Annotated in this window: 27 protein-coding genes; 20 read left to right on the top strand and 7 right to left on the bottom strand. The window is 37.4% G+C overall.

Translation table 11 applies throughout. The annotated features are described in order from the left end of the window. Positions 1-13: 13 nt before the first annotated feature. The 5 genes from J6L97_RS10295 to J6L97_RS10275 all read left to right on the top strand — a co-directional run bounded on the left by J6L97_RS10295 (position 14) and on the right by J6L97_RS10275 (position 6081). Entirely contained in the window at positions 14-1120 is a 1107-nt protein-coding gene (locus tag J6L97_RS10295; protein ID WP_013086992.1) for an ABC transporter ATP-binding protein, read from the top strand. Between the two features lie 114 nt (positions 1121-1234). Continuing rightward, positions 1235-2461, top strand: coding sequence for an extracellular solute-binding protein (locus tag J6L97_RS10290; protein ID WP_057726963.1), 1227 nt, complete (start codon positions 1235-1237; stop codon positions 2459-2461). 74 nt (positions 2462-2535) lie between these two features. Continuing rightward, positions 2536-3894, top strand: a complete 1359-nt coding sequence (locus J6L97_RS10285) for a carbohydrate ABC transporter permease (RefSeq protein ID WP_023487722.1) — start codon at positions 2536-2538, stop codon at positions 3892-3894. A 2-nt stretch (positions 3895-3896) separates the two neighbouring features. Then, entirely contained in the window at positions 3897-4754 is an 858-nt protein-coding gene (locus tag J6L97_RS10280; protein WP_005720055.1) for a sugar ABC transporter permease, read from the top strand. A gap of 292 nt (positions 4755-5046) precedes the next feature. Further along, positions 5047-6081 (top strand): IS30 family transposase, encoded by a 1035-nt coding sequence (locus J6L97_RS10275; protein WP_123811765.1) that lies wholly within the window; start codon positions 5047-5049, stop codon positions 6079-6081. A 223-nt stretch (positions 6082-6304) separates the two neighbouring features. On the opposite strand, the gene J6L97_RS10270 is transcribed toward J6L97_RS10275, so the two are convergent. Continuing rightward, positions 6305-6661, bottom strand: coding sequence for a hypothetical protein (locus J6L97_RS10270; protein WP_057726782.1), 357 nt, complete (start codon positions 6659-6661; stop codon positions 6305-6307). A 509-nt stretch (positions 6662-7170) separates the two neighbouring features. Here J6L97_RS10270 and J6L97_RS10265 point away from each other — a divergent pair. Next, positions 7171-7674 carry an O-acetyl-ADP-ribose deacetylase gene (locus J6L97_RS10265; protein WP_035443773.1) on the top strand — a complete coding sequence of 168 codons (504 nt, stop codon included), beginning with the start codon at positions 7171-7173 and terminating at the stop codon, positions 7672-7674. Between the two features lie 98 nt (positions 7675-7772). Here the strand turns inward: J6L97_RS10265 and J6L97_RS10260 are convergent, their stop codons facing one another. Then, entirely contained in the window at positions 7773-9020 is a 1248-nt protein-coding gene (locus tag J6L97_RS10260; protein WP_054832868.1) for an MFS transporter, read from the bottom strand. 152 nt (positions 9021-9172) lie between these two features. Here J6L97_RS10260 and J6L97_RS10255 point away from each other — a divergent pair, with 152 nt between their 5' ends. Next, on the top strand, positions 9173-10156 hold the full coding sequence (locus J6L97_RS10255) for a hypothetical protein (RefSeq protein ID WP_013086986.1): 984 nt from the start codon (positions 9173-9175) through the stop codon (positions 10154-10156). A gap of 71 nt (positions 10157-10227) precedes the next feature. Here J6L97_RS10255 and J6L97_RS10250 read toward each other — a convergent pair whose 3' ends face one another. Then, the gene (locus J6L97_RS10250; protein WP_005726721.1) at positions 10228-10590 is read right to left on the bottom strand and encodes an aggregation-promoting factor C-terminal-like domain-containing protein; all 363 of its coding nucleotides are present in this window, start codon (positions 10588-10590) and stop codon (positions 10228-10230) included. A 213-nt stretch (positions 10591-10803) separates the two neighbouring features. Between J6L97_RS10250 and J6L97_RS10245 the strand changes: the two genes are divergently transcribed. The 5 genes from J6L97_RS10245 to J6L97_RS10225 all read left to right on the top strand — a co-directional run bounded on the left by J6L97_RS10245 (position 10804) and on the right by J6L97_RS10225 (position 16635). Continuing rightward, positions 10804-13341: a M1 family metallopeptidase gene (locus tag J6L97_RS10245; protein WP_054832869.1), complete on the top strand. Its 2538-nt coding sequence runs from the start codon at positions 10804-10806 to the stop codon at positions 13339-13341. A 114-nt stretch (positions 13342-13455) separates the two neighbouring features. Next, on the top strand, positions 13456-14949 hold the full coding sequence (locus tag J6L97_RS10240; protein ID WP_057726784.1) for a peptide MFS transporter: 1494 nt from the start codon (positions 13456-13458) through the stop codon (positions 14947-14949). Between the two features lie 95 nt (positions 14950-15044). Next, positions 15045-15287 carry a hypothetical protein gene (locus tag J6L97_RS10235; protein WP_143436824.1) on the top strand — a complete coding sequence of 81 codons (243 nt, stop codon included), beginning with the start codon at positions 15045-15047 and terminating at the stop codon, positions 15285-15287. 140 nt (positions 15288-15427) lie between these two features. Further along, positions 15428-15880, top strand: a complete 453-nt coding sequence (locus J6L97_RS10230) for a LytTR family DNA-binding domain-containing protein (RefSeq protein ID WP_005720091.1) — start codon at positions 15428-15430, stop codon at positions 15878-15880. Continuing rightward, positions 15880-16635, top strand: coding sequence for a LiaF transmembrane domain-containing protein (locus tag J6L97_RS10225; RefSeq protein ID WP_005720093.1), 756 nt, complete (start codon positions 15880-15882; stop codon positions 16633-16635). Before J6L97_RS10230 ends, J6L97_RS10225 begins: the two co-directional genes overlap by 1 nt. A gap of 26 nt (positions 16636-16661) precedes the next feature. On the opposite strand, the gene J6L97_RS10220 is transcribed toward J6L97_RS10225, so the two are convergent. Further along, complete coding sequence (locus tag J6L97_RS10220) at positions 16662-16853, bottom strand: hypothetical protein (protein WP_005720094.1); 192 nt, start codon at positions 16851-16853, stop codon at positions 16662-16664. A 92-nt stretch (positions 16854-16945) separates the two neighbouring features. After that, positions 16946-18148: a L,D-transpeptidase family protein gene (locus J6L97_RS10215; protein ID WP_057726785.1), complete on the bottom strand. Its 1203-nt coding sequence runs from the start codon at positions 18146-18148 to the stop codon at positions 16946-16948. 156 nt (positions 18149-18304) lie between these two features. On the opposite strand from J6L97_RS10215, the gene J6L97_RS10210 reads away from it, so the two are divergent. After that, complete coding sequence (locus tag J6L97_RS10210) at positions 18305-19102, top strand: DUF4931 domain-containing protein (protein ID WP_057726786.1); 798 nt, start codon at positions 18305-18307, stop codon at positions 19100-19102. An 83-nt stretch (positions 19103-19185) separates the two neighbouring features. Here the strand turns inward: J6L97_RS10210 and J6L97_RS10205 are convergent, their stop codons facing one another. Continuing rightward, a complete protein-coding gene (locus tag J6L97_RS10205; protein ID WP_005721800.1) occupies positions 19186-19830 on the bottom strand; it encodes a hypothetical protein in 645 nt (214 codons plus the stop codon). Between the two features lie 58 nt (positions 19831-19888). Here J6L97_RS10205 and yaaA point away from each other — a divergent pair, with 58 nt between their 5' ends. Continuing rightward, the gene (yaaA, locus tag J6L97_RS10200) at positions 19889-20650 is read left to right on the top strand and encodes a peroxide stress protein YaaA (protein ID WP_057726787.1); all 762 of its coding nucleotides are present in this window, start codon (positions 19889-19891) and stop codon (positions 20648-20650) included. Here yaaA and J6L97_RS10195 read toward each other — a convergent pair. Next, positions 20647-21402, bottom strand: a complete 756-nt coding sequence (locus J6L97_RS10195) for an alpha/beta hydrolase (protein ID WP_013086974.1) — start codon at positions 21400-21402, stop codon at positions 20647-20649. The genes yaaA and J6L97_RS10195 overlap by 4 nt on opposite strands. Positions 21403-21531: 129 nt before the next feature. Between J6L97_RS10195 and J6L97_RS10190 the strand changes: the two genes are divergently transcribed. The 6 genes from J6L97_RS10190 (at position 21532) to J6L97_RS10165 (ending at position 26884) form a co-directional block, all read left to right on the top strand. After that, a complete protein-coding gene (locus J6L97_RS10190; RefSeq protein ID WP_013086973.1) occupies positions 21532-22131 on the top strand; it encodes a histidine phosphatase family protein in 600 nt (199 codons plus the stop codon). Between the two features lie 119 nt (positions 22132-22250). Continuing rightward, positions 22251-22775 (top strand): TetR/AcrR family transcriptional regulator, encoded by a 525-nt coding sequence (locus J6L97_RS10185; protein ID WP_013086972.1) that lies wholly within the window; start codon positions 22251-22253, stop codon positions 22773-22775. A gap of 2 nt (positions 22776-22777) precedes the next feature. Beyond that, positions 22778-23839 carry an ABC transporter permease gene (locus tag J6L97_RS10180; protein ID WP_057726788.1) on the top strand — a complete coding sequence of 354 codons (1062 nt, stop codon included), beginning with the start codon at positions 22778-22780 and terminating at the stop codon, positions 23837-23839. Between the two features lies 1 nt (position 23840). After that, positions 23841-24515 (top strand): ABC transporter ATP-binding protein, encoded by a 675-nt coding sequence (locus J6L97_RS10175; protein WP_005721793.1) that lies wholly within the window; start codon positions 23841-23843, stop codon positions 24513-24515. A gap of 346 nt (positions 24516-24861) precedes the next feature. Further along, positions 24862-25719, top strand: a complete 858-nt coding sequence (locus J6L97_RS10170) for a MetQ/NlpA family ABC transporter substrate-binding protein (RefSeq protein WP_057726789.1) — start codon at positions 24862-24864, stop codon at positions 25717-25719. A 13-nt stretch (positions 25720-25732) separates the two neighbouring features. After that, positions 25733-26884 (top strand): trans-sulfuration enzyme family protein, encoded by a 1152-nt coding sequence (locus tag J6L97_RS10165; protein WP_057726790.1) that lies wholly within the window; start codon positions 25733-25735, stop codon positions 26882-26884. The last annotated feature ends 1 nt before the right edge of the window (position 26885 follow it).

Genomic DNA, 26885 nt, shown 5'->3' with positions numbered 1-26885 from the left:
AGTAGGGGAAACAATGGTTGAGGTTGATTTAAACCATATTTACAAAAAATATGCAGGTAACGACAGATATTCTGTTAACGACTTTGACTTACATATCAAGGATAAGGAATTCATCGTTTTCGTTGGTCCATCTGGCTGTGGTAAGTCAACTACTTTGAGAATGGTTGCTGGTTTGGAAGACATCAGTAAGGGTACTTTGGAAATCGATCATAAAGTAATGAACGATGTTGCTCCAAAGGACAGACACATTGCGATGGTTTTCCAGAACTACGCTTTGTATCCACACATGACCATTTATGACAACATGGCCTTCGGTTTAAAGTTGCGTCACACGCCTAAAGATGAAATTGATCAAAAGGTTAAAAAAGCAGCTAAGATGTTAGGCCTTGAAGAGTACTTGGATAAGAAGCCAGGTGCTTTGTCCGGTGGTCAAAGACAGCGTGTTGCATTAGGACGTGCAATCGTTCGTGCGGCACCTATCTTCTTGATGGATGAACCTTTATCAAACTTGGATGCTAAATTGCGTGTGGTAATGCGTACTGAAATTGCTAAGCTTCACCAAGACTTGGGTACTACAACTATTTATGTTACCCACGATCAGACTGAAGCGATGACTTTGGCTGATAGAGTTGTTGTAATGTCTGTTGGTAGAGTTGAACAAATCGGCTCACCACTTGAAGTTTACAACAATCCAGTTAACATGTTCGTTGCCGGATTTATTGGTTCCCCACAAATGAATTTCTTCAATGTTCACTACAAGGACGGTCGAATTTCTGATGGCAAAGGCTTGAATATTGGTATTCCTGAAGGTAAGGCAAAACTGCTGGAAGAAAAGGGCTACAACGATAAAGACTTGGTCTTCGGTATTCGTCCAGAAGATATTCACTCAGAAGAAGCATTTATGGAAACATGGCCAGATTCAGTAATTGAATCAAAGGTTGTTGTTTCAGAGCTTCTAGGTGCAACTATTCAGCTTCACCAAGAAGTTGATGGTACTGAATTTACTGCTATTGTAAATTCACGTGATTATCACAAGCCAGGTGACAAGGTTAAGATGGGCTTTGATGTTAACAAAGCTCACTTCTTTGATAAAGATTCCACGAAGGCGATTGTTAACTAATCTGGTACTGAAAACGCAGTACAGATAATTATTAATTAAGCTTACAACCATATGTAGCAGAAGCTACTGTTGTTAAGAATTGTTTATTGTTTTGATTTTTAGGAGGAAAAAGTCATGAAGATTTGGAAGAAAATGGCTTTAGGTAGTACTGCTGTTCTTGCTGCATTATCATTAGCAGCATGTTCAAACGGCTCAAGTAATTCATCATCAAGTAGCAGTAATTCAAACAAGAAGGCTAACTTGACTCTTTGGGTGGATACTGAACAAGTTCCTTACTACAAGCAAATTGCTAAGGACTTTACTAAGAAGAACAAGAATATTAAGGTTCGTGTAGTTCAAAGTCCTAACGGTTCAGCTAACGCTAAGACAGACGTTGGTAAGGACCCATCAAAGGCTGCTGATGTCTTTGAAGTTCCTAACGATCAATTAGGTCAAATGGCTGAAGCTGGTTACATTAACCCACTTTCACCATCAGCAACTAAGGATATCCAAGACAACTATGTCGATGTTGCTTCAAAGGGTGTAACTTGGAAGGGCAAGGTTTACGCATTCCCATACGCACAACAAGCTCAAACCATTTACTACAACAAGTCTAAGTTATCAGCTAACGACGTTAAGGACTGGAAGACTTTAACTTCAAAGGGTGTTGTAGCTACCGACTTTACTAACGCTTACGTAATGTGGCCAGTAATGTTCTCAGCAGGTACTACACTTTACGGTAAGAATGGTGAAGACCTTAAGGGCTCAACTTTCAACTCACAAAACGGTGTTAATGCTTTGAAGTGGTACGCAGCTCAAAAGAAGAACAAGAGCGTAATGCAAACTTCAAACGCTTTGAACCAATTGAAGAAGGGTAACGCACAAGCTATTTTGGACGGTCCTTGGAACGCTGCTAATATCAAGAAGATCTTGGGTAAGAACTTCGCAGTTGCTAAGTATCCTAAGATTGAAGTTGGTGGTAAGAGCGTACAAATGGAAGCATTCCTTGGTATTGAAGGCTTCGCAGTTAATGCTAACACCAAGAATGCTAAGGCTGCTTCAGATTTAGCTGCTTACATTACTAACAAGAAGTCACAATTAATTGCTCATAAGAACGCTGGTCAAATTCCAGTATTGAAGAGCGCTGTCAACTCAAGTGCTATTAAGAGTGACCCGGTTGCTGAAGCTGTAATTGAAATGGCTAAGCCAGGTAACTCAGTATTGCAACCTAAACTTCCACAAATGGCTGCATTCTGGAACGGTTCAGCTCCACTTATCAGTGGTTCTTACGACGGTAAGATTAAGCCATCACAATACAAGGCACAACTTGCTAAGCTCGCTAAGAATATTGAAAAGAAATAATTTGCTAAAAGCATAAGCAAGGGTTGGGCTAAATAAAAATTGTCCAACCTTTTTGCCTAAGAAGGGGAGAAGTTATGTTTCTAAAGAAAAAGCATGTAGCTCCTAAAGCAACATATCGCGAGGTTTGGTCAAAAGGCGACATTGCTACCAAGTTATCATTCTTCTTAATGGGTAGTAACGCCTTGGCAAACAAACAATGGGTAAAAGGTATTTCATTCTTACTTTCAGAAATTATCTTTATTGTTTGGTTTATCCTCAGTGGTATCCCTACTTTAAATTCATTAGCTACATTAGGTACTATTAAAACCAAAAAAGTTGTTTATGATGCCGCACAAGGCGTTTATGTAACCAAGCAACCATCAAACTCAGTTTTGATTTTGTTATTCGGTGTATTGGCCTTGATCTTATGTGTAGCAATCATTTATCTATACATTGTCAACTTACGCTCAACTAGACATAATTATATTTTGAAGCGTGATGGGGACCATATTCCAACTAACGTTGAAGAACTTAAGAGTTTGCTTGATACTCGGTTACACGCAACCTTGATGGTTATTCCATTATTGGGTATCTTGTTCTTTACGATTTTGCCAACGATCTTCATGATTTCAATGGCCTTTACCAACTATGATCGTCAACACCCAATCGCTTTCTCATGGACAGGCTTCCAAGCATTTGGCAATGTTTTGAGTGGTGACTTAGCTGGTACTTTCTTCCCAGTCTTAGGCTGGACTTTGATCTGGGCTGTGGCAGCTACTGCTACGACTTTCTTCTTTGGTGTTTTGCTCGCTCTTCTGATTGAATCAAAAGGAATCAAGCACAAGGGATTCTGGAGAACAATCTTTGTTATCATTTGGGCTGTACCACAATTCGTTTCACTTTTGATGATGGCGCAGTTCTTGGACTACCAAGGTGCTTTGAACAATATCTTGATGAACTTGCATTGGATTAGTTCACCAATTCACTTTATTGATAATCAAGCTTCACCTTTAGTTGCAAGAATTACCGTTATTCTTGTTAACATGTGGATCGGTATTCCGGTTTCTATGTTGGTTTCAACAGCGATTATTCAAAACTTGCCACAAGATCAAATTGAAGCTGCTAAGATTGATGGTGCTAATGCTGCACAAATTTTCCGTTCAATCACTTTTCCACAAATTTTATTTGTGATGGCACCTTCACTTATCCAACAATTTATTGGTAACATCAACAACTTCAATGTTATCTTCTTGCTGACAGGTGGTGCACCAATGAACAGTAAGTATAACGGTGCTGGATCGACTGACTTGTTGGTAACGTGGTTATATAACTTGACCTTCGGTCAGGAACAGCGTTATAACGCCAGTGCCGTATTGGGTATCTTAATCTTCATTATTAGTGCAACTGTTTCACTGATTGCATATCGTCGTACTAATGCATTTAAGGAGGGCTAGACATGAAGTCATATTCAAATCAAAGACGGCTCTCATTAATCTTTCGGTATATCCTATTAATTGTTTTAGCGATTCTATGGATTTTACCGATTGTCTGGATCGTCTTAGCAAGTTTTTCATTCAATGATACTGGATTCGTTTCGACCTTCTGGCCGGAAAAATTCACATTGCAGAACTATATTGGGATTTTTACTAATCCACAATATCCATTTGGTAACTGGATCATTAATACTTTAGTTATTTCATTGCTTTCAATGGTAATTTCAACTTTCTTAACTATTTCAGTTGCCTACGTTCTGTCACGACTTCGCTTTGCATTTAGAAAGCCATTCTTACAGATCGCATTGGTATTGGGAATGTTCCCAGGCTTCATGTCAATGATCGCTTTGTATTACATCTTGAAGGGTCTTAACATGTTAAACCTCTTCGGATTGTTACTAGTTTATGTTGGTGGTGCCGGTTTGGGCTTCTACGTTGCTAAAGGATTCTTTGATACTATTCCTCGGTCAATCGACGAAGCTGCCGAAATCGACGGTGCTACTAAGTGGCAAGTATTCTTACATATTGGTTTGCCACTTTCAAAGCCAATGATTGTTTATACTGCTTTGACTGCCTTCATCGCTCCATGGACAGACTTCATTTTCTCAGGTATTATTCTTTCAACCTCAGGAAATGCTAAGACTTATACAGTTGCTTATGGTTTGTATAACATGGTGCACACAGCTAAAGGTAACGCGACTGCATACTTCGCTCAATTCGTTGCAGGGTGTGTAATCATCGCTATCCCTATTACTATCTTGTTCGTTTTCATGCAGAAGTTCTACGTTAACGGAATTACTGCAGGTGCAGATAAGGGTTAATCAAAAATTGCTTATGCTAAAAAACGCTTTGCTTTCGGGCAAGGCGTTTTTGCATGGAGAGAAAATTAAAGCAGTAAGAATTCTACAATTCCTAAAAGTATGGCAAAAATAGTTGGTAGCCAAATTTTAGTGTGATATTTAAAATGCTAAGTAGAGTAACAAAGTAAATATTAATTTTAGTAAGAAAATAACTACCCCGGATTTAAAATTGAAGTGCAACACCAAGTGTTAAACAAAAAGGCCATGAAGACCTAAACTTGAAGTGACGAAAAATCAAGAAAGGAAGATCTTCATGACCAATTCAAATTCTAGCATTTCTAAGCACTATCATCAATTAACCAGCGTACAACGTGGACAAATTCAAGCAATGCTGGATTCCGGCATAACTTCCCGTACTGTTATCGCTCAAGAAGTCGGCTGCCATAAGTCGACAATCAGTCGCGAAATCAAACGCGGAAGCGTCCTGCAAAGAGACAGCAGCTATTTATTGTATGAGCACTATTACGCTGATACTGCACAGCTTTATTATGAGAAGCGTCGCAAAAACTGCTATCAGCGCAATCCATTGAAGCATTATGCTGTCTTTTTGAGAATGCTCTCCAGACGCTTCAAAGCTAAATTTGATGCCACCAGCATCGATGAATTCGTTGGTGAATTCAAAAGGACTATGCCAGGCTACCCTTGTCCCAGCACACCAACTGTCTATCGCTATATTGATCAGGGCTTGCTGGACATAAGCAATATTGATCTGCCTATGAAGCTCAAAAGACGCAGGAACAAGCGTCATCACGGCCAGAGCGGTCATGCTTTGCACAAGAAGAATCTTGGCAATTCCATTGAACAGCGTCCTAAAGAGATTGAAGACAGAAAAACGCCGCTGCACTGGGAAGGAGATCTGGTTAAAGGCGTCAGACGCAAGAATCAGCCTGCTTTAATGACTTTGACCGAAAGAACCACACGCTTTGAAGTAGTTATCAAGATTCCTGACTATCGGGCAAGCACATGCCAAAGGCTGCTTCAAAATGAGATTGACAGACATCCTGCCTGGTTTAAATCGATCACGTTTGACAATGGCTCTGAGTTTGCGGATATGACCAAGATCAAAGGCTGCCAGATCTACTTCGCCCACCCATATTCTCCATGGGAAAGAGGCACCAATGAGAACTGCAATGGACTTCTGCGTCAATTCTTCCCTAAAGGCAAAAGCATGAAAGATAAGTCAGCTGCTTATGTTCAACAGGCAACTGATGCCATTAACCGCAAACATCGTCGAATCCTTCAATATCACACAGCAGAAGAACTCTTCAAGCAATATATTTCCTCATAGCCTAACTGTTGCACTTAATTTGACAATTCAGGAAGAAAATAACTACTGATAATTAACAAAACTAATAGCCAAAATGTTAGTTGGGCCACTACTATGGCTGGAATAGTATGAACTTCACCTTCGATTATAAAAATTGTAAGGAGGGGATAGATGCTGAGCCAAGTAATCAAAATGCTGTTAATTAATCTTGGTGTTTTCAGATATTTCATTTTGTGTCCTATATTTAAACTAATTTCTTTGAAATTTTAATAGTCAGCAAGCTTAGAATAATATTGCCAATAGTAAAATAATTGCTAATGCGCTCATTTAATGTCAGTCCAGGGTAGGCTAGTTCTATTATTGAAATAAGAGTGATGAAGCCTAGTAGATAATATTGTGTCTTTAGCCTGAAATTGATTTTAGCAATTCTGATAGCAATGATAATGAATAAACAAACTAAAATGATATTTGCAATTAAAAAGAAAGTACTTGTGAAATCATTTGATTTAGTAAAACCGAAGATGAATGTTGGGCCGACTGAAAGCAAATAGATAATAATTAATGCGTTATTGATGATTTTTAGTTCTTTCTTAGAAAACATAGTGACTTATTTCTTAATCCTTTTAGCAATAAAAATTGTTAGTAAGCATATACTCAGATAAGCTATAAAAAAAGTATAAATAATGCTAATCATTGGGAATCTGATCCAAGCAATGCTAGTTGTGAGCAGCAGAATTATACTCAGACTAAACGATAGGTAATCAAATTTGTTAGACAACAACAGAATGCCCAGAATTACGATTCCAATTAAATATAAAAATATGATGAGATCATCTAAAACTATTTTGCTAGCTTGAACACTAGGAATGAGAATGCTTAAAGCAAAAGAAAATAAGATGATCGAAATGATGCATAAACTGCGTCGTAGAATTTTCATTTCGTTGCTCCTATAACGCTAAACTTAATATTAGGATACTAAATATAGAAATCAATTCAAGTTCGTAATATAAAAATAACGGGATGCTTTGTATTCTTTTTTGGATCAAACCAATATTATTGGTGTTAGAATGGTGGTAGAAAGAAATGTTGGTTATTTCTAAGGACATAATTATGAAAGACATAAAAATTATTAAAGGCGATATTACTAAGATGAAAGCCGACGCGATCGTTAATGCGGCTAATAATTCATTACTTGGTGGTGGCGGCGTTGATGGTGCCATTCATAGAGCAGCTGGTCCACGGTTACTTGAGGAATGCATGACTTTGCATGGTTGTCCAACAGGTGAAGCAAGGATAACACATGGCTATAATTTACCTGCGAAATATGTAATTCATACAGTAGGCCCAGTTTATGCTGGCAAGACTAGTGATGCACATATGCTAGCTTCTTGCTACTATAATTCACTGGCTTTGGCAAAGAAAGCGGGATTGCATAGCGTAATTTTTTCAGCTATTTCTACGGGGGTGTATGGCTATCCTGCAGAAGATGCAACTAAGATCGCAGTTGACGCGATTGAAAAGTGGCAGAAAGAAAATTCAGGTTATAAGTTGGACATTTCAATGTGCGCTTATGATAATCGGATGTATCGCATTTATGAAAAGATGGTAGCGTAAAAAATTGAAAATAATAAAGAGCTGTAAATATTTTTTGTGTGATATTTACAGCTCTTTTATTCCATTTTTAAATTCCATACTTTAGGAATATGCTTAACCTATCTATTCCGATAAGAAATTCCCCAAGCAAAAATCAAAACAAGCACAAAGTTGACCAGTAACGTAAATCCAGTTACCCAGAATACCGTTGCATAATTTGAAAAACCGGAAATAGTCGATCCCATTAACGATCCTAACACGGCACCAACTGCTTGAAATGACTGGTTATAACTAAAGATTCGACCGAAACTTTCGCTTGGTGTGTTTAAAGTTAATACCGTCTGTGCGGCTGGCAACATCCCTGCACTAGCAATCCCTAATAAGAAGCGCAGTCCTGCTAGTACCCAAGGCGAATTAGTTAAAGCCATTGGTACAAACAATACGGCACCGACGACTAAGCCGATTCGCAATACGCGTAACGGTCCAACTTCATCCATCTTGTGTCCAATTCGCGATGCCGCAATTAGCGTTCCAAGACCAGGCGTTGCCGCAACAACACCTGCAACAAAGGCAACATCCCCGCCATGAGGCATCATTGATTTTACGTATAATGAAACAATTGGATCAATTGACATGGTTGATGATTGTACCAACATGGTAGTAATAAACATCACCACAATCAATTTTACGCTAGGCAAGCTTTTCATGATTTCGCCCATTGGCTTCATCTTTTCACGAGAAATTGGAGTAAAGTCTTCGTGAACTAAGAACGTTGTACCTAAAAAGACGATGAACATTAAAACACCGGTAATGAAGAATGGAATCCGATACCCCCAGGCGCCACCAAACATATTGCCAAAGAAGCTGGAGAGAGCACCACCTAATAGCGGTCCAATCAAATTTCCGGCAGTCCCGGCCGTCATCATTTGACTCATGACCCAGCCGCTACGTTCATGCGGCGTTTCACTTGCCATTAAAGCGGTGGCGTTGTTAATATAACCAGAAAAAGAACCTTGAATAAAACGCATTACAATAATATAAATTGCATTGGGTGCAAATCCAGTTAGGGTAATAGTTAAAGCCATCACACCAGAAGCACGCATACACATTAGTTTTCTACCTTTGCGATCAGCGAGGCCGCCCCAATATGGTGAAACTATTGCCTGGGCAATAAAAGTCATTGCAAAAGCTAATCCTGAATAAAGATTGATTTGCAGTTTAGAATAATTACCCAAATCTGAAATAAATAGTGAAATAAAGGGCATTGTCATTGAATAGCCCATCCCAGTGATAAAGCAACCGAGCCATAAGGTGTAAAAGGCCATATGCCAACCAGCTGGCAGTTTTGCTGATTTAGTTTTAGTCAAAAAGTCATCTCTTTCTAAAAAAAAGCACAATTATTAATATTCATTTTAGCACATGCAAAACAAAGCTAAATTTTCTCTGAAATTTCATTCTTAATTCAAGCAAAAAAGTGATAATGTGCTACTATAGTGCTTTGAGAAGGGGGCTGCAGTTTATGGCACATATGTCGCGGCGTGAATATCGCATGAAAAAAGAGCACGGTCAAGCCGGCGCAGATCGTTCACGGACCAATTATACTAAGACAAGAGCAACAACACGTGAAGAATTTCGCAGCAGAAAAATTAGTAATCCTCAGCCGATTATTAATCAAAATGTCGCAAATGCATCAAGGGAAAATTACCATCATGTTAAGTTGAACTTTTGGAATATTTTTTCTGACCGACCATATATTTCGGTTGCGATTATTGTTTTAGCCTTATTTTTCGCCATGATTAAATTCTGGTGGGGATTGGTTATCTTAGCCTTGATCGTCATTGCAGGGATTTTTATCATTGGTCACAGTCACCATCCTGATCGAGTTTTAAGTCTGGAATTTCATCTGAAAGCTTCAAGAAAATTAAGCATGTTAAGAGCACTAGAATTAGGTGGCTCAGTTACCATGTTTTTAGCTACTTATATGAAGCAAGTTGTGTCGGTCGATTTTTCATCGGCTGGATCAACTGATAGTTTCCAACTTGTTCAAGGTATTCTGTCCAATAATGGTGGTGTTTATGGACAACGTGGATCTTATTTCTTGAGTTTGCTTAATACCTTATCTGGTGGATCGCTTTGGAGCTCATATCGTTATGCCACTAATAGTGCGCAGATGATGAATTCAAGTTCTGGGCGCTGGATTATTATGTGGATCTTGCTATTGATGATTGCTCCAGCATTCTGCGTATTAGCACAGTTCTTTAAAGAACCATATTCGCGTAATGTAGCGTTAGTGACTTCAATTATTAGTACAGTTAGTTTTGTCTTGACGCCGGTATTAATGCGTAAATGGGTTGTGGGCTATGCAATGGAAAATCAAGTAGCCCGTGAGGCTGCTAACAATGCTGTCCACATTGGAACAATGGCCTATGTAGGGATGGCGTGCTCGATCTTAGTTTTAGTCATTGCACTTTATCGTTTTATCAAGCAAGATAATTTTGAGTAAAACAAAAACCAGTTTAGTCAATTGGACTAAGCTGGTTTTCTTTAGCTTTTGGGAATTAAAGGAATTTAATTTTAGTACCAGTTGTGAGCTAACCAAAATCTCTTGGCGTTAACCCATGAACCGTAACGACCGTAAACGTAATTATCAGCAACACGTTCTTGGTTCTTAGGTGAAAGGTTACCATGTAAGTAGCCAATGTTTAATTGGTATTTGCCGTAACAAACACCGTTTCTAGCAGTGTAGCTACCACCTGATTCGCGCATTGCGATCCATCTCTTAGCAGCTTTTTCAGCTTTTGAAAGCTTTCTTGCAGCTTGAACAGTTTGAGTAGTTGAAGTATTGGTAGAAAAAGCATTTGCAACTGCAACACAAGCAAAGGCAAGTGCTAAGGCAGCTAAGATTTTTACTAAAGTAGATTTAACATGTTTATTCATTGATGTATTCATTCCTTATTAAATTTAATTAATTCTTTCAAAACTTATTTATTTCTTAATGACTATGCTTCTATAGTACAAGCTCAATATGACAGCAATGTTACAGAACTGAAACGTCATCCTTACAATCAATAAGAAATAGCCTTTTTTGAGCGCTTTTTTCTTTATTTTGGTAGAATTAAAAGTAAATGAGCTATTAATAGGAGGTAAAAAATGACAGTTAAACGTTTTTATGAAACTTTCCATCCAGAACACTATGATTTGCGCATTAACGTAAACCGTAAACAAAAAGAAATTAATGGTACTTCAACAATTACCGGTGAAGTAATTGAAAATCCAGTATTTATTAACCAAAAATATATGACCATTGACAGCGTTAAGGTTGATGGTAAAAAGGTAGATTTTGAAGTACTTGAAAAAGAGGAAGCTATCAAAATTTCAACTGGTGTAAACAGCAAGGCTGTAATTGAAATTGCTTATAGTGCACCACTTACTGATACTATGATGGGTATTTATCCTTCATACTACGAGTTAGAAGGTAAGAAGAAGCAAATTATTGGTACCCAATTTGAAACTACTTTTGCTCGTCAAGCTTTTCCATGTGTTGATGAACCAGAAGCTAAGGCTACTTTTAGTCTTGCGCTTAAGTGGGATGAAGAAGATGGCGAAGTTGCTCTTGCCAATATGCCTGAGGTTGAAGTGGACAAGGACGGCTACCACCACTTTGAAGAAACTGTTCGCATGTCTAGTTACTTGGTTGCCTTTGCCTTTGGTGATTTGCAATCAAAGACTACTCACACTAAGGATGGCGTCTTAATTGGTGTTTATGCAACTAAGGCCCACAAGCCTAAGGAATTAGACTTTGCTTTGGATGTTGCTAAGAATGCAATTGAGTTTTACGAAGAATTTTACCAAACTAAATACCCACTTCCACAATCATTGCAATTGGCTTTGCCAGATTTCAGTGCTGGTGCCATGGAAAACTGGGGGTTAGTAACTTACCGTGAAGCATATTTATTGCTTGATCCAGACAATACTAGCCTTGAAATGAAGAAATTGGTTGCTACAGTTATTACTCACGAATTGGCTCACCAATGGTTTGGTGATTTAGTAACCATGAAATGGTGGGATAATTTATGGCTTAACGAAAGTTTTGCTAACATGATGGAATACTTGTCAGTTGATGGTCTAGAACCTGATTGGCATATTTGGGAAATGTTCCAAACCAGTGAAGCACCTGCAGCTTTGACTAGAGATGCTACTGACGGTGTTCAACCAATTCAAATGGAAATCAATGATCCAGCAGATATTGACTCTGCCTTTGACAGTGCCATTGTTTATGCTAAGGGTTCTAGAATGCTAGTTATGGTTCGTTCACTTCTTGGTGACGATGCCTTAAGAAAAGGCTTGAAGTATTACTTTGATCACCACAAGTTTGGTAATGCCACTGGTGACGATCTTTGGGATGCTCTTTCAACCGCAACTGACCTTGATATTGGCAAGATTATGCACTCATGGTTAAAGCAACCAGGTTATCCAGTAGTTAGTGCATATGTTGATAGTAGCGATGGTCACTTAAAGCTTTCACAACAACAATTCTTCATTGGTGAAGGTAAAGACGTTGGTAGACAATGGCAAATTCCGTTGAATGCTAACTTCAAGGCACCTAAGATTATGTCTGATAAGGAAATCGACTTAGGTTACTACAAGAATTTACGTAGTGAAGCAGGTCACCCACTTAGAATTAATGTAGGTAACAACTCACACTTTATCGTTAAGTATGACAAGACTTTGCTTGATGATATTTTGGCTCATGTTGATGAACTTGATCCAATTGCCAAATTGCAATTATTGCAAGACTTACGTCTTTTAGCAGAAGGTAAACAAATTTCTTATGCTGCTGTTGTGCCACTTTTGACTAAATTTGCTGACTCGAAGTCAAGTGTAGTTATTAATGCTCTTTACGCTACTGCTGCTAAGTTGCGCCAATTTGTTGAACCTGAATCAGCTCAAGAAAAGGACTTAAAGAAGCTTTATGACAAGTTATCCGCCGGTCAAGTTGCTCGTTTGGGCTGGAAAGTTAAGCCAGGTGAAAGCGATGAAGATGCACAAATTCGTCCATATGAATTAAGTGCTAGTCTTTACGCTGAAAATAAAGACTCAATTAAAACAGCTCATGAGATTTTCACTGCTAATGAAGACAATTTAGAAGCAATGAATGCTGATGTTCGTCCGTATGTTTTAATCAATGAAGTAAAGAACTTTGGTAGCCACAACCTAATCGAAAACCTAATCAAGGAATACCAAAGAACTGCTGATCCTTCATACAAAGTTGATCTTCGTAGCGCAATTACTAGTACGATTGATCCGGCCGAAGTTGCGTTAATTGTTGATAATTTTGAAAATGCTGACGTAATTAAACCACAAGACTTGCGTGGCTGGTATGCTGGTTTGCTCAGCAACCATCATGGTCAACAAGCAGCCTGGGACTGGATTAGAGAAGATTGGGATTGGCTTGATAAGACTGTCGGTGGTGACATGGAATTTACAACATTCATCACAGTAACTACTCGCGTCTTCCATACTCCGACTAGACTTAAAGAATTTAAAGAATTCTTTGAACCAAAGGTAAATATTCCACTTCTTAGTCGTGAAATTAAGATGGATATTAAAGTTATTGAAGGTAAAGTTGACTTGATCGAAGCTGAAAAAGTGGCTGTTAACAACGCAGTTGCTAAGGCAATCAATTAATTTGAAGCAATAATTACCTAATAAATAAGGATTCACTGTAAAAAGTGGATCCTTATTTTTTCGTGGTATAATTATTTCTATTGTGCTTATCTATGATAAGAAGGGAGTTTTTATTTGGGGAAACAAGATTCAAATACAGCATTTTTCGGACAACCAAAGGGTTTGTCCACGTTATTCTTTACTGAAATGTGGGAGCGCTTCAGTTACTACGGAATGCGCGCCATCCTGCTTTTCTACATGTATTATGCAGTCACCAAAGGTGGTCTGGGAATGGACCAAACAACGGCTGCATCAATCATGTCAATCTATGGTTCACTTGTTTATTTATCAACCCTAGTTGGCGGCTGGCTGTCTGATCGTGTTTGGGGTTCAAGAAAAACCGTCTTTTATGGCGGCGTTTTGATCATGTTAGGTCACATTGTCTTGGCACTTCCAGCTGGTGTAACGGCGTTATATGCTTCAATTGCCTTAATTGTGGTTGGTACTGGTTTATTAAAGCCAAATGTATCTGACATGGTTGGTGGTCTTTATTCAGTTGAAGATCGCAGAAGAGATGCGGGTTTTAGCATCTTTGTCTTTGGGATTAACTTAGGATCATTTCTTGCACCTTGGTTAGTTCCATGGGCAGCACAAAGTTTTGGCTTTCATATTTTTGGTAATGAAATGAACTTCCATGCCGGCTTTTCTTTAGCTGCAATCGGGATGTTCTTTGGCTTAGTGCAATATGTTTGGGGTGGTAAAAAATACCTTTCTCCTGAAAGTTTGACGCCTAATGATCCTATTGATAAGGGTGACTTGCTTAATATTATTAAGTGGGTAGTTATTGGGTTCGTGGTGATTGCCCTTGTATTAGCTGCAATGGCCGGCTTTGGTCAATTGAACGTTGACAATGTCATTACTTTATTGACTATTTTAGCAATTGCACTGCCAATTTATTACTTTGTGATGATGCTACGTAGTTCAAAAGTAACTAAGGTTGAGCGTTCACGAGTTAAGGCTTACATTCCATTGTTCTTTGCTGCAGCTATCTTCTGGGGCATTGAAGAATCAGGCTCAGTAGTTTTAGCTCTGTTTGCCGCTCAAAGAACCGTGCTTCATATTGGTAATTGGCACTTTACAGCAGCCAACTTTCAGTCCCTTAACCCATTATTCATTATGATTTTAACGCCAATCTTCGTTTGGCTTTGGGAACATTGGAAAAAGCAGCCAACAGCTCCAGGCAAGTTTGCAGCAGGGCTAGTTTTTGCTGGTCTATCTTATATGTGGATGGCTTTGCCAGGGATGCTTTATGGTACAGCAGGCAAGGTTAGTCCATTTTGGCTAGTTGGTTCATGGTTCTTAGTTGAAATTGCTGAAATGTTGATTTCACCAATTGGTTTATCAATTACGACCAAGCTGGCCCCTAATGCATATCGTTCGCAAATGATGAGTATGTGGTTCATGGCTGATGCAACTGGACAAGCAGTGAATGCACAAATTGTTAAGTTCTATTCAACTGCCACTGAAGTACAATATTTCATGGCTGTTGGTTTGGTCAGTGTAGCCTTTGCGGTAATAATGTTCTTTTTAGTTAAGAGAATTAATGTGCTAATGGAAGGTGTCCACTAAAGTATGATTTTTGCAATCGACTCTAGCTTTTCTCATAATGAAGCATAAAGGAGCGATTTGTTGAAAAATTCAAAGGATTAGACCGAAAAACTGTTTTGACTATTGGACGTATTGAGTCGGTATTATCTGTACTGATGTATGTTTCATATATTCCGCAAATTATTAATAATTTGAACGGAAATTATGGTAATCCGGTTCAGCCGTTGGTTGCTGCAATTAATTGCACGATCTGGGTACTTTATGCAGTTCTTGGTGAAAAGAAAGATTGGCCGCTATTCACGGCTAATTTTCCAGGAATTATTTTTGGATTGATAACATTTTTTACTAGTTTACATTGATAATAAGCAATAAGACGACAGAGGTCGTCTTATTTTTTTGCCACTTAGAAGCCAAAATTTACCACTTAGTTCAAAACTATGGAAAAGCTATCTGAAATATTTTTTAATATAAATATCAGATTCAGAAGGGAGTGAGAAACATGAAAGTAAAACTTGAGATTGATCCAGATGCCGTAGAAGATGAACTGATTATTAAAGCTAAAAATATTTCTCCGGAAATAGAGCAGCTTTATAAGAAATTACAAGGTATTGAACACAATGATCAGATTGAATGTTTTAGAAACAATGTTTCTTACTACTTACCACTGAACGAGATTTTGTTTTTTGAAACAGATGCCAAGCAGGTAATTTTGCATACACAAGATAAGGCATACTTGGTTAAACATAAATTGTATGAGTTAGAAAATATTTTGGGCGCAGGTTTCATGCGGATTTCCAAATCGACAATTATTAATTTAGATCAAATTTATGGTTTAACTCGGTCGATTTCAGATTGCAAGATACAGTTTCATGATACTTATAAAACTGTATATGCATCCCGTCGATACTACAAAGAATTACGCACACGCTTAGATGAAAGAAGGTCTTTATAATGAAAAATAGTTTTGCAAGAATTTTGTGGGGAGTAGGACTAATCGCTGCAGCTGCGCTTTTGGTGATCAGTCAATTAGGCTTGTTAAGCTTCAAAATTAGCGTTTGGACAATTATTTTGACAGTCATTTTTGTGGCTTGCTTAATTAAGGGCTTGCTTGATAAGAGCATTGTGGTGTCCGTTTTCTCAATTGCTTTTTTAGTAATTACTTATGCAGGTCCCCTGGGCATTAAAAAGTTCTTATCCTCTTGGATGATTTTGTTCATTGCTTTGCTTGTTTCAATGGGATTGAGCTTGCTTTTTAAAAAAGATCCGGAAATTGTTATCAAGAAGAGCTTTCATTGGAATGATGACGATGATAGTGACGATGCTGATACAGAGACAAAAGTAACACATCATCATGTTCAAGATGTGATTGAAGATGGTGACAATATCGTAATTAATCAAAAGATGGCTGGCGATTCTTCACGTTATATTCATTCACAAAATTTACAGTCAATTAATCTTGAAGCTTCATTCGGTAATGCCAATATCTATCTTGATGATGCTAAAGCAGCAGGTGATACAGTCGTGCTTAATCTAACTGCTTCAATGGGAAATGTAAATCTCTACGTTCCCTTATCATGGCAGATTGATAATCAATTAAGCATTAGCCTTGGTAATGTAATAGTTAAAGGAAAAAGCAATGGCGGCGGTCCTACCTTAGTTTTAAAGGGAAGAGCTAATATGGGTAATGTGGTAATCAATTATATTTAAAAAAGGCGTGAAAATTCACGTCTTTTTTAGCGCAATGCAATCCAATAACCAATTAATAAAATTCCGAAAACGAGGAAAATGATGGCTAAAGTGCGCTGCCATTTTGCCTCATTTTTGTTTTCAGCTTGTTTTTGGTTAGCTTGTCCGTTCTTTTCACTAAGGTATTTAAAGTAGGAAATGGCAGCAACCACCAAGCAAATAATACCGATGACTAACATATTTGATCCTTTCAAAAATCTATATCTTTTCTGTTAATTTTACGCAAAAAAATCGCCCGCTTCAATTGAAGTAGGCGATTAATCTTTATTTTTTAATATACGATAACAGCATCGTTAGTTAAAACGTTGTTCCAAACACTTCTAATTTCAGCTGGACGAATGTTAACACAGCCATGTGAGCCACCAGTAAGATAGGCTGACTTACTCCAATCGCTACGCCAGCTAGCGTCATGTAAGCCACAGCCGCTCAAAGTAAATGGCATCCAATATTGTACTTTGGAGGCATACTTAGAGCCATCGTCGTTATAACCACGCAATACGCTAGGTGATTCTTTGTACATGATGTACCAAACACCTTTAGGAGTAGCGTTACTCTTATTTTCAGTACCTGTGACAACGTCAGTTAAGTGAACGGCAACTTTCCCTTTACGGGCAACCCATAGTTCCTGATTTTTGATGGAGACAACGACGTAGTTTTTACCAATACCATGATTGCTCTTGCCATAACCATGAGCATAGGTACTATAACCCTCGCCATAAATATACTTACTACCATCAACAACATCTTGACCATTAATAAAAGCATTTTCTACTGCAGCCACAGCCTTCTTGACATAAATTCCCCAACCATAGCTTTCGTTTTTTACCGTAATCGTTTTGCCATTGACTTTGTTACCAGTAGGAACAGTAAATTTATAACTCTTCTTTAGAGTTTTAACTTCTTGATCGATCGCTTCCATTTTAGCATGCAGTTTTTTTACATCGGTGAATTTATATTTACCACCTTTGTAAGTAACTTCGTGAATTAGGTCATCAGCTTTTAGCTTGAATTCCTGGCCATTGATCTTATAGGTGACTACAGCATTTTGTATTTTTTGCAAACTCTTTTTTGCTTCATCTATTTTGGCGGATTTGAAAACGTATTTTTGTTTGCTTGGCAAATCAGTATGCTGCTTAGTGAAAATATTTTTAACTTCAGCTTGGCTGATAGTTTGAACCTTGTCGTCTTTTTCAGCAATAATCTTTTTATTTCTTAAAAAGACGACATTATCAGCTTGTTTATTGATCTTAGCAGTCGCCTTGTTAACAGTAAGCTTGCCTACTTGCACACCATAAATTGTTACATTAGGGTTGAAGTGGGTAGAAGCATATTCACGCTGGCTACGTTCAGCAGCCACTCTTTGATTATGAATGATAAAGCCACAAATAATTGCAATTACGACAATTATGCCAATAATAATAAGATAGAGGTTGTTGCGATTATTTCGTTTTCTCATTTCTGTTCTAGATTGCATTATTAAAACCCATCTCTTAGTAAATTTCGAATAAACGTTTGTTTTGACACAGTATAACAAGTATTTTTATGCTAGTAAAGCTACAAAATATTTTACATTATAGTAAAACTTTACCCATTAGACTTTAAACTATTTTAAATAAAAAAAGGAATAAATATGACTAATGATCCACTTGTTTTTCAAATGAGCATTGCTAAAGGCAAACCGCAATCATATCGTAAGGATAAGAAGAAAAACGTTTGCCCATTTTGTGATGTTGAAAATTTAACTGATATTTACGCCAAGGAAGATGACATGATTTGGCTTAAGAATAAGTTCCCGACCTTGCGCGATACCTGGCAGACTGTACTAATTGAATCTAGTGATCATAACGGCGATATTAGTACTTATACGCAGGAACATAATCGCAAGTTGATGCATTTTGCGCTAGCTTGTTTTGAAAAAATGCAGGCTAGTGACCAATATGAGTCAATTGTTTGGTACAAGAACTATGGTCCACATTCAGGTGGTTCCTTGATTCACCCGCATATGCAGATAGTTGGCTTTGAACATGAAGATGGCTATAAATATATTCACCCGAATAATTTTGAAGGTGAGACCCTTTTTGAAAAAAGTGGGGTAGAAGTTAACATTGCTGAACACCCCGTTCAAGGCTACAGTGAGCTCAATATTAACTTGTTAGATAAAAATAGCATTGACTTGTGGGCTGACTGGATTCAAAGTGGTGCCAAGTATTTGTTAAATATCATGTATAATGGCCGCTGCGATTCTTATAATCTATTCTTTTATCCGCGTAATGATGACGGTATTTGTGCTAAATATATTACACGTTTTGAAGCGCCACCTTATTTTGTTGGCTATAAGTTATCGCAAGTTAATGATGAAATTACTCTGGATAAAGAAGCACGTCGTTTTAGAGAATTTTTTGATAATGGTTCAGTAGTTAAAGCTTAAGCAAGAATAAATTTTTTTGAAACTAGAAATAGCAATTACATAAGATTGTAAAAAGGCGTTCTGCTACAAAGAACGCCTTTTTACTAAAATTTCGTTTCTAAAATGTCATCTTCAGGTCGGTGGGCTTGAATTCGCAACACTTGCCAAGCAAACTCATCATCTGGTTTGACTAAGTTAATAGTTAATTTTTGATCCTTATAGTTAAAATCAAGATCAGTTCGATGTTCAATCCATTCTACCCGGTTAGGTTCTTCGACTAGGCCTTCTACCACGATTTTGTCAGGAAGAGGACTAGGTAAGAAGACATATTTTTGGTAATTTGCATGGCGATTTTCTAAAATAAAACCATCGCTACTGGTTAAAGCACTAGTTTTTCCTTCGTTGAAGGCGTGACCGAATTGGTGCATCCAATCATTGATCGTATCCAGCATTGCTTGAGTTGCGGCAGAAAACTTGCCTGCTTCAACGGGCACATTAATAATTGTAGTCTTACCAGCTTTACGGTTATTGACCATGGTATCAATGACGTTATCCTTAGTTAAGTCAGTACTATTTTCTGGATTAGCTAAAAAAATAGTATACTTAGCGCAAGCTGTTTTGAAATCTTCAGTTTGCCTGTCAGTCATCACTGCACGAGCACCGATATTACGGGCTGTTTTTACTAAAAAGTCGGCATCAGCCTTATCATTAAGTTGATAATTTAAGACAATTGCAAAATCAGGATTCATTATTTTTCCTCCTTATTAATCACAATTTAAGTTTACCGTAAAGGAACAAAATCTAAAAATGAAAATTATTATTGCACCTGCAAAAATTATGAAAATTGATCGTGATTCATTTCCAATTCAGTCAAAACCGCAGTTCTTGGATAAGACACGAATTCTAGAAAGATTTCTCAAGTCAAGGTCAAATGAGCAGTTAAAAGACCTTTGGCATGCTAGTGAAAATGTGACTAAGCAAAGCATATTGCAACTAGAAAATATGAATTTGGATGAACGATTAACTCCTGCAATTTTGGCTTTTTCAGGAATTCAATACCAATATATGGCGCCGGATTTATTTACACAACCTGCACTTGACTATATTCAAAAGAATTTGCGGATTCTATCAGGATTTTATGGTATGCTCCGGCCTTTTGATGGTGTTTGCCCATATCGCCTAGAATTAAATACTAAAATGGTTGGTTTTCGTGATTATAGCTTGTATCATTTCTGGGGCAGTGATATCGCTGAAAATTTATTTCAAGAAGATAATATAGTTATCGATTTGGCTTCCAAACAATATACACGTTTGGTTAAACCTTATTTGAGTCAAGGACGACAATTAATTACGGTTGACTTTCAGGAACTAAAAAATGATAAGTGGAAGACCGTTGGGGTTCACGCTAAGATGGCTCGTGGTGAAATGGTGCGCTACATTGCCGAGAAGCAAATAAAAAATCCCACAGATTTGCAGGACTTTAATGATTTTGAATTTCAATTTGAACCTGACGTAAGTACTAAGGATCATTACGTCTTTCGTACTGAGTTCGACTTTACTCGGCGCTAAAATAATGGTTTTAAAAATTGAGCAGTTAAATCTGATGCTGACTTTTTGTATTGACCAGTGAATCTGTGATCTGCATCCGTAATGGCATGAAGTTCGCTATTTTCATAAATATCATGGTATTTTTTAGCATATTTAGGGTTAACTACTTGGTCATTAGTACCATAAATGACTGATACTGGGCCACTAAAGCGGGCAGAGACCTCGTAAATCGGTAAAACTTGAGCGGTTCGGAGATAAAATCCGCCTAGTTTCATTCCTAATTTATTGCCGACTAGTGGAACAGTATCAGGAATATGGTTAGGATCATAGACTGCGCCTTGTGTGTTACCTTTAAGTGCATCGTCTTTTAATTGAGCAGCTGGTGCTAAAAGGACAACTTTTTTAATCACATCAGGATAAAGACCGGCGAGCATTGATGCAATTACACCGCCTTGGGAATGACCAACTAAGAAAATATTACGTACATGTGGATCGGTGCGAACGTATTCTAAGATTGCCTTGCCGTCAGCGATTTCGTTTGGTACAGTCATATTTTCAAACTTGCCGTCACTTTCGCCATGACCATTAAAGTCAAAACGGACGCTAGCGACATTTTCGTCGCGTAGATCATCGGCAATTTGTCTTAATAATTCAGTGTTGCGGTTAGCGGTAAAACCATGCATGAGGATAGCCATGTCATAGATTTCGCCGAATGGTTCTTCGCGGTCTCCTACTAAGGTGAGACCATCTCTTTCAATTGTAACGCGGGACATAATGTTTCCCCTTTCTAATTATCTATTTATATTTTAAGCTTTTTAAATTTCAAAACGCTAAAAAAACAGTAAAGAAATGGAAAGATTAGTTAAATAAGGGTATGATTTTAAGAAAAGGTGATGTAAAAAATGGAAATAGTTTTTATTCGTCATGGACAAACAGACGTGAATAAAGATAATCGAATTCAGGGCGCACAAGTTGACGCAGACTTGAATGAATTTGGTCGTGAATATGCTAAAAAATCCGCCGCTAAGTTTGATGAAAATAAATTTGATGTTGTTTATTCCAGTCCAATGAAGAGAGCAGTAGAGACTGCGAAAATTTTTACTAAAGGTAAAAAGAAATTAAATTTAGACAAACGTTTGCTGGAATTTGATTTTGGTGATTGGGACGGCAAGAAGATGGATGATATTGCTAAGGAATATCCGGATGTTGTTGATCCATGGGGAAAAGTTACTCGCGACTATGTAAAATATGCCAAAAATGGTGAGGGCTACGAAGAGTTTGAAGCACGTTGCGCTAACTTTTTAGACGAAATATATCAAAAATATCCAGAAGGTAAGGTATTAGTAGTGGCACATGGTCGTTTGATTCGAATGATGGCAGCTCATTATTTGAGTAATGGCGACATGGACAAGATAGATACGCCAAATAATTGTGCATTAAGTAAATTTAGCGTCCGTGATGGTGTTGCTAGGTTGTACTACTATAATCGAGTTTTAGTTTAGAGAAGGAAGGCAGAGGCCTTCTTTTTTTGTGTATATGTATTGACAACTCGTCACAATCAGCTATGATATAAGTAATTGATGACAAGTCGTCATTTGTGTTGGAAAAGGGGAAAAACAAAATGGTTAAGCAAACTTTTAAAAATTTACCGTCTGCTAAACGTAGACGTATTGAAGCGGTGTTGTTAGAAGAATTCAGCACTTATCCGTTAGCAGATGCTAAGGTGTCACATATTGTTGAGAATGCCAACATTGCTCGAGGAGCATTTTATAAATATTTTGATGATTTAATTGATGCATATGTTTATATGTATCACATCGCTATTAAAGACATTCATGCTGGGATGAGTCCTGATGAAAAATTTGATCCTAATCATTTTTATGCAAGAGTAGTTAAGTTTATTGATAAAGTTCAATACAGTAAATATGAACCAATGATGAAATTGCATATGTTGCAAAATGAGTACTTGATACCAGATAATTTCAAAATTTATTCAAGACAATTGTTGAATATGGGGCCACAATTGTGGAGTGCCATGGTACTTAGTCATGAAGTTATCAACTTATGCTTATCAGATCCCGAAAATCAGGAAAAGAACTTGGCGCGCTATAAGAAGAGCCTGGACATACTAGCAAAGGGGATGTAGTTATGTTTCTAGCACTGAAAGAAATTAAGCATGAAAAATTGCGCTATGGCTTGATTATTTTGATGATCTTTTTGATCAGCTACTTAATTTTTATGTTGTCATCTTTGGCTGTTGGGTTAGCAAGTCAGAATACACAAGCAATTGAAAATTGGAATGCGCAAAAGATTGTTTTAAATAAAAATGCCAATATCAGCATGAGTCAGTCAATTCTGACAAAAGACGATCTAAAAAACGCAAAAATTGGCAAGAATGAAGCAATTATTGGTCAATTAGGAATTGTAGTTAAGAAAAAGGGAAAAAACTCAATTTCAGCTCAATTCTTAGGCATCAAAAAAGACCAGTTTATTTATCAAGATCAAGATGTAATTGCTGGGAAAAAAGCAAAGAATGGTAATCAGATTACAGTAGACAGTAGTTTCAAAGACAAAGGCTACAAGCTTGGGGATCAAATTTCTCTGAATGGCTCTAAGAAAAAATATAAAATTGTTGGTTTTGTAAATAACGCCAAGATTAATATTGCGCCAATTGTTTATGGCTCAATGAAAACTTGGAAAAAACTGCGGATGGTCGCTCCTAATGTAGCCGCTTCTGCAGTTGTTTCAAAGAATAGTAATTATAAATTCAATTATAAGGATGCCAAGACATACCCAATTCAAGCCTTTATTAATAAGCTTCCAGGATATACGGCTCAAAACTTAACTTTTGAATTGATGATTGGATTCTTATTTGTTATTTCTTTGATCGTGATTGCTGTTTTCCTATATATTTTAACTATGCAAAAAATGCATAATTTTGCCGTTATGCGGGCTCAAGGAATTCCAAGTAAAACTTTAGTTGGTGCAACGATCAGTCAATCCATAATTTTAGTAGCTATTGGTGTTGTAATTGCGATTATCTTGATGTGGTTAACTGATTTAACTTTACCAGCAGCTGTGCCAATGACCTTTACGCCAGCAATTATGATTAGTGGTACGTTAGGGATGCTAGTCATGGGTATTATTGGTAGTTTGATTCCGATTAGATCAATTTTGAAGGTTGATCCAGCAAAGGCAATTGGTGAGTAAAATGGCAGTAATTGAATTAAAAGATGTTAATAAAGTTTATGGTAAAGGCGAAGCTAAAGTTGCAGCTTTGAAAGATATCAATTTTCAGGCTAATAAGGGTGAAGTGGTTTTAATTATGGGGCCTTCAGGCGCTGGTAAAAGTACATTTTTGACGATCGCCGGGTCCTTGCAAAAACCAACTTCAGGTGAAATTTTGATTAATGGTCGAGACATTAGTAATTTTTCTGCTAAGCAAAGTGGAGAACTACGCTTGAATAAAATTGGCTTTGTTTTACAAGCTTATAATTTAGTTCCATTTTTGACAGTTAAAGAGCAATTTACTTTGATTGATAAAGTAAAAAAGCAAAATAATTTGTCGCAAGATAAATTGCAAGGCTTACTCAAGCAGCTAGGGATTGAAAAGCTGGTTAATAAGTATCCAAATGAATTATCTGGTGGGCAACAGCAGCGAGTAGCAATCGCGACGGCCTTATATGCTAACCCAGATATTTTGTTAGCCGATGAGCCGACTGCTTCGCTAGATACGCAAAATGTGGAAGAAGTAGGACAATTGTTTAAGGATCTAGCGAAAAAGCGTGACAAGGCCGTTATTCTAGTAACGCATGATCCGCGGCTAGAAAAATACGCCGACCATATTTATGAAATGATGGACGGCTTAATGACTAAGAAAAAATAGCCCAAAATTTATTTTGCTGATTATATTTGACAAAGTTAAAATAAGATGATAAATTAATTGCAATTATTAATAAAAGTGATCTTGAAAAGCAGAGTAATCAATTAGTGTTTTTGACAGAGAGTTGTTGGATGGTGAAAAACAACAAGACAAGGTTGACGAAGATGGGCTTAGAATGATCAATGTCAGCGATAGTTAGTTGGCATCGGGGTTACTCTCGTTACTAAAGTAAACTATTGTTAGATAGTTAGTAAGATCTTTTGCGTGAGCAAATGATGAAGTAAAGGTGGCATCACGAAGCACTCGTCCTTTTTGGATGGGTGCTTTTTGTTTATAGGAGAAAATGAGAATGAGAAAAAGAAAACTTAAAGCTAGATTAATAGCTACATCATGTATCTGTATTATTTTGATTTTAGGCTGGTTCAGTTTTGGCCCACCGATTTCGGGGCAAGCCGCAAATACTAAAGTAGTAACTGTGGGTTTATCTAGTCCATCTAAAGGTGAAAGCGCAATTTGGCATAGTGTAGCTCAAACGGCAAAGAAAAAATACAATATCACAATTAAGATCAAAACATTTACTGACTACAATATGCCAAATAAGGCTCTAAAAAATGGTGAAATTGATTTAAATTCTTATCAACATTATGCCTTTCTTAATCAATGGAATAAGACCAATGGGAATGCAATTGTACCGATTGCTAAAACTTATATAGCTCCCAACAGAGTCTTTTCCAAAAAATACAAAAGCTTAAATCAACTACCAGACGGAAGTACTATTGCAGTTGCTAATGATGCAACTAATGAATCACGTGCTTTGTTTGTGTTAAAAAATGCAGGTCTCATTAAGTTGAAGAGAAATACAGTTTTAGCGACAGTTAATGATATTAGTGCCAATCCTAGACACCTTAAGATTAAAGAACTAGAAGCTGCTCAAACTGCAAGAGTAATTTCATCAGTTGATGCCACCATTGTTAATAATGATTTTGTGGAACCAGCAGGTTTAACTGCTAAAGAGACTATTTATACAGAACCTTTGAATAAAGATTCAGAAAAATGGATCAATGTGATTGCGGTTAAAAGGGGATCACAACATAAAAAGATCTATCGTGAAGTTGTTAAAGCATATCAAACTGCTAAAACTAAACAATTATTTAGAAAGTATTTTGGCAAGAGCCAAATTCCGGCTTGGGATACCACTTTGAAGTGAGAGAGGGATAAAAATGACAGAATTTAATACTAAATTGATTCATGTTCCTGATGGTGAAAAGTTTGATGGCAGTGTAACAGTGCCGATCTACAAGGCTACGACCTATCAGTATCCGAGTGTAGAAAGATCAGTTAGATTTGACTATTCAAGAAGTGGCAACCCAACTCGTTTTGCGTTAGAACAGCAGTTAGCTGAGTTGGAAGAAGGTGACCGTGGTTTTGCTTTTTCATCTGGTATGGCAGCTATTCACGCAGCCCTTGCTATTTTTAAGGCTGGTGATCATTTAGTTGTGGGTGATCAAATTTATGGCGGCACTTTTAGATTGCTGTACCAATTTTTTAAGCAATGGGGATTGGAGATTACGGCTGTTGATACGCGAGATTCAAGCGCAATAGAAAGTGCTATTCAGCCTAATACTAAAGCTATTTATTTTGAACCAATCACTAATCCATTACTGCGAGTTACAAGTGTTGAAAATGTAGCGCAAATTGCTCAAAAGCATGACTTATTGACAATTGTTGATAATACTTTCCTCAGTCCATATTACCTGAAGCCGATTCCTTTAGGTGCTGATATTGTGGTTCATTCTGCTACTAAGTATTTGTCAGGTCATTCTGATGTTTCTGCTGGGGCAGTGATAACCGCGAATAAAAAATTAAGTGAGCGGATCTATTTTATCCAAAATGCTTTGGGTGCGGTTCTTTCTCCTGAAGACAGTAATGAATTAATGCGTGGAATTAAGACATTAAGTGTAAGGTTGGATCGGCAGGTTGAAAATACTAAACGGCTAATCCAATTTTTACAAACTGTTGCGGCAGTAGATAAGGTTTATTATCCGGGTATTCAAAATCTGGAGGGCTATCGAGAACTTCACCAAGAAGCCGCAGAAGCTGGCGCGGTTTTTTCCTTTGAACTTAATAGTCAACAAATTGATCCTGTGAAGTTTGTTGATAATTTACATTTATTTGCTTTGGCAGTCAGCTTAGGCTCAGTTGAAAGTCTGGTTGAATTACCGAGCAAAATGAGTCACGCAGAACTATCACCAGAAGAACAACTTGCTGCTGGTATTAAGCCCGGGTTGATCAGAATTTCAGTAGGTATTGAAGATATTAAAGATTTAATTACTGATTTTAAGCAAGCTTTAGCAGCTGCTAGAAAGGAATAGG

The sequence above is a fragment of the Lactobacillus crispatus genome, assembly GCF_018987235.1.
GTDB lineage: Bacteria > Bacillota > Bacilli > Lactobacillales > Lactobacillaceae > Lactobacillus > Lactobacillus crispatus.
This window is presented reverse-complemented; position numbering and strand designations above follow the sequence as displayed.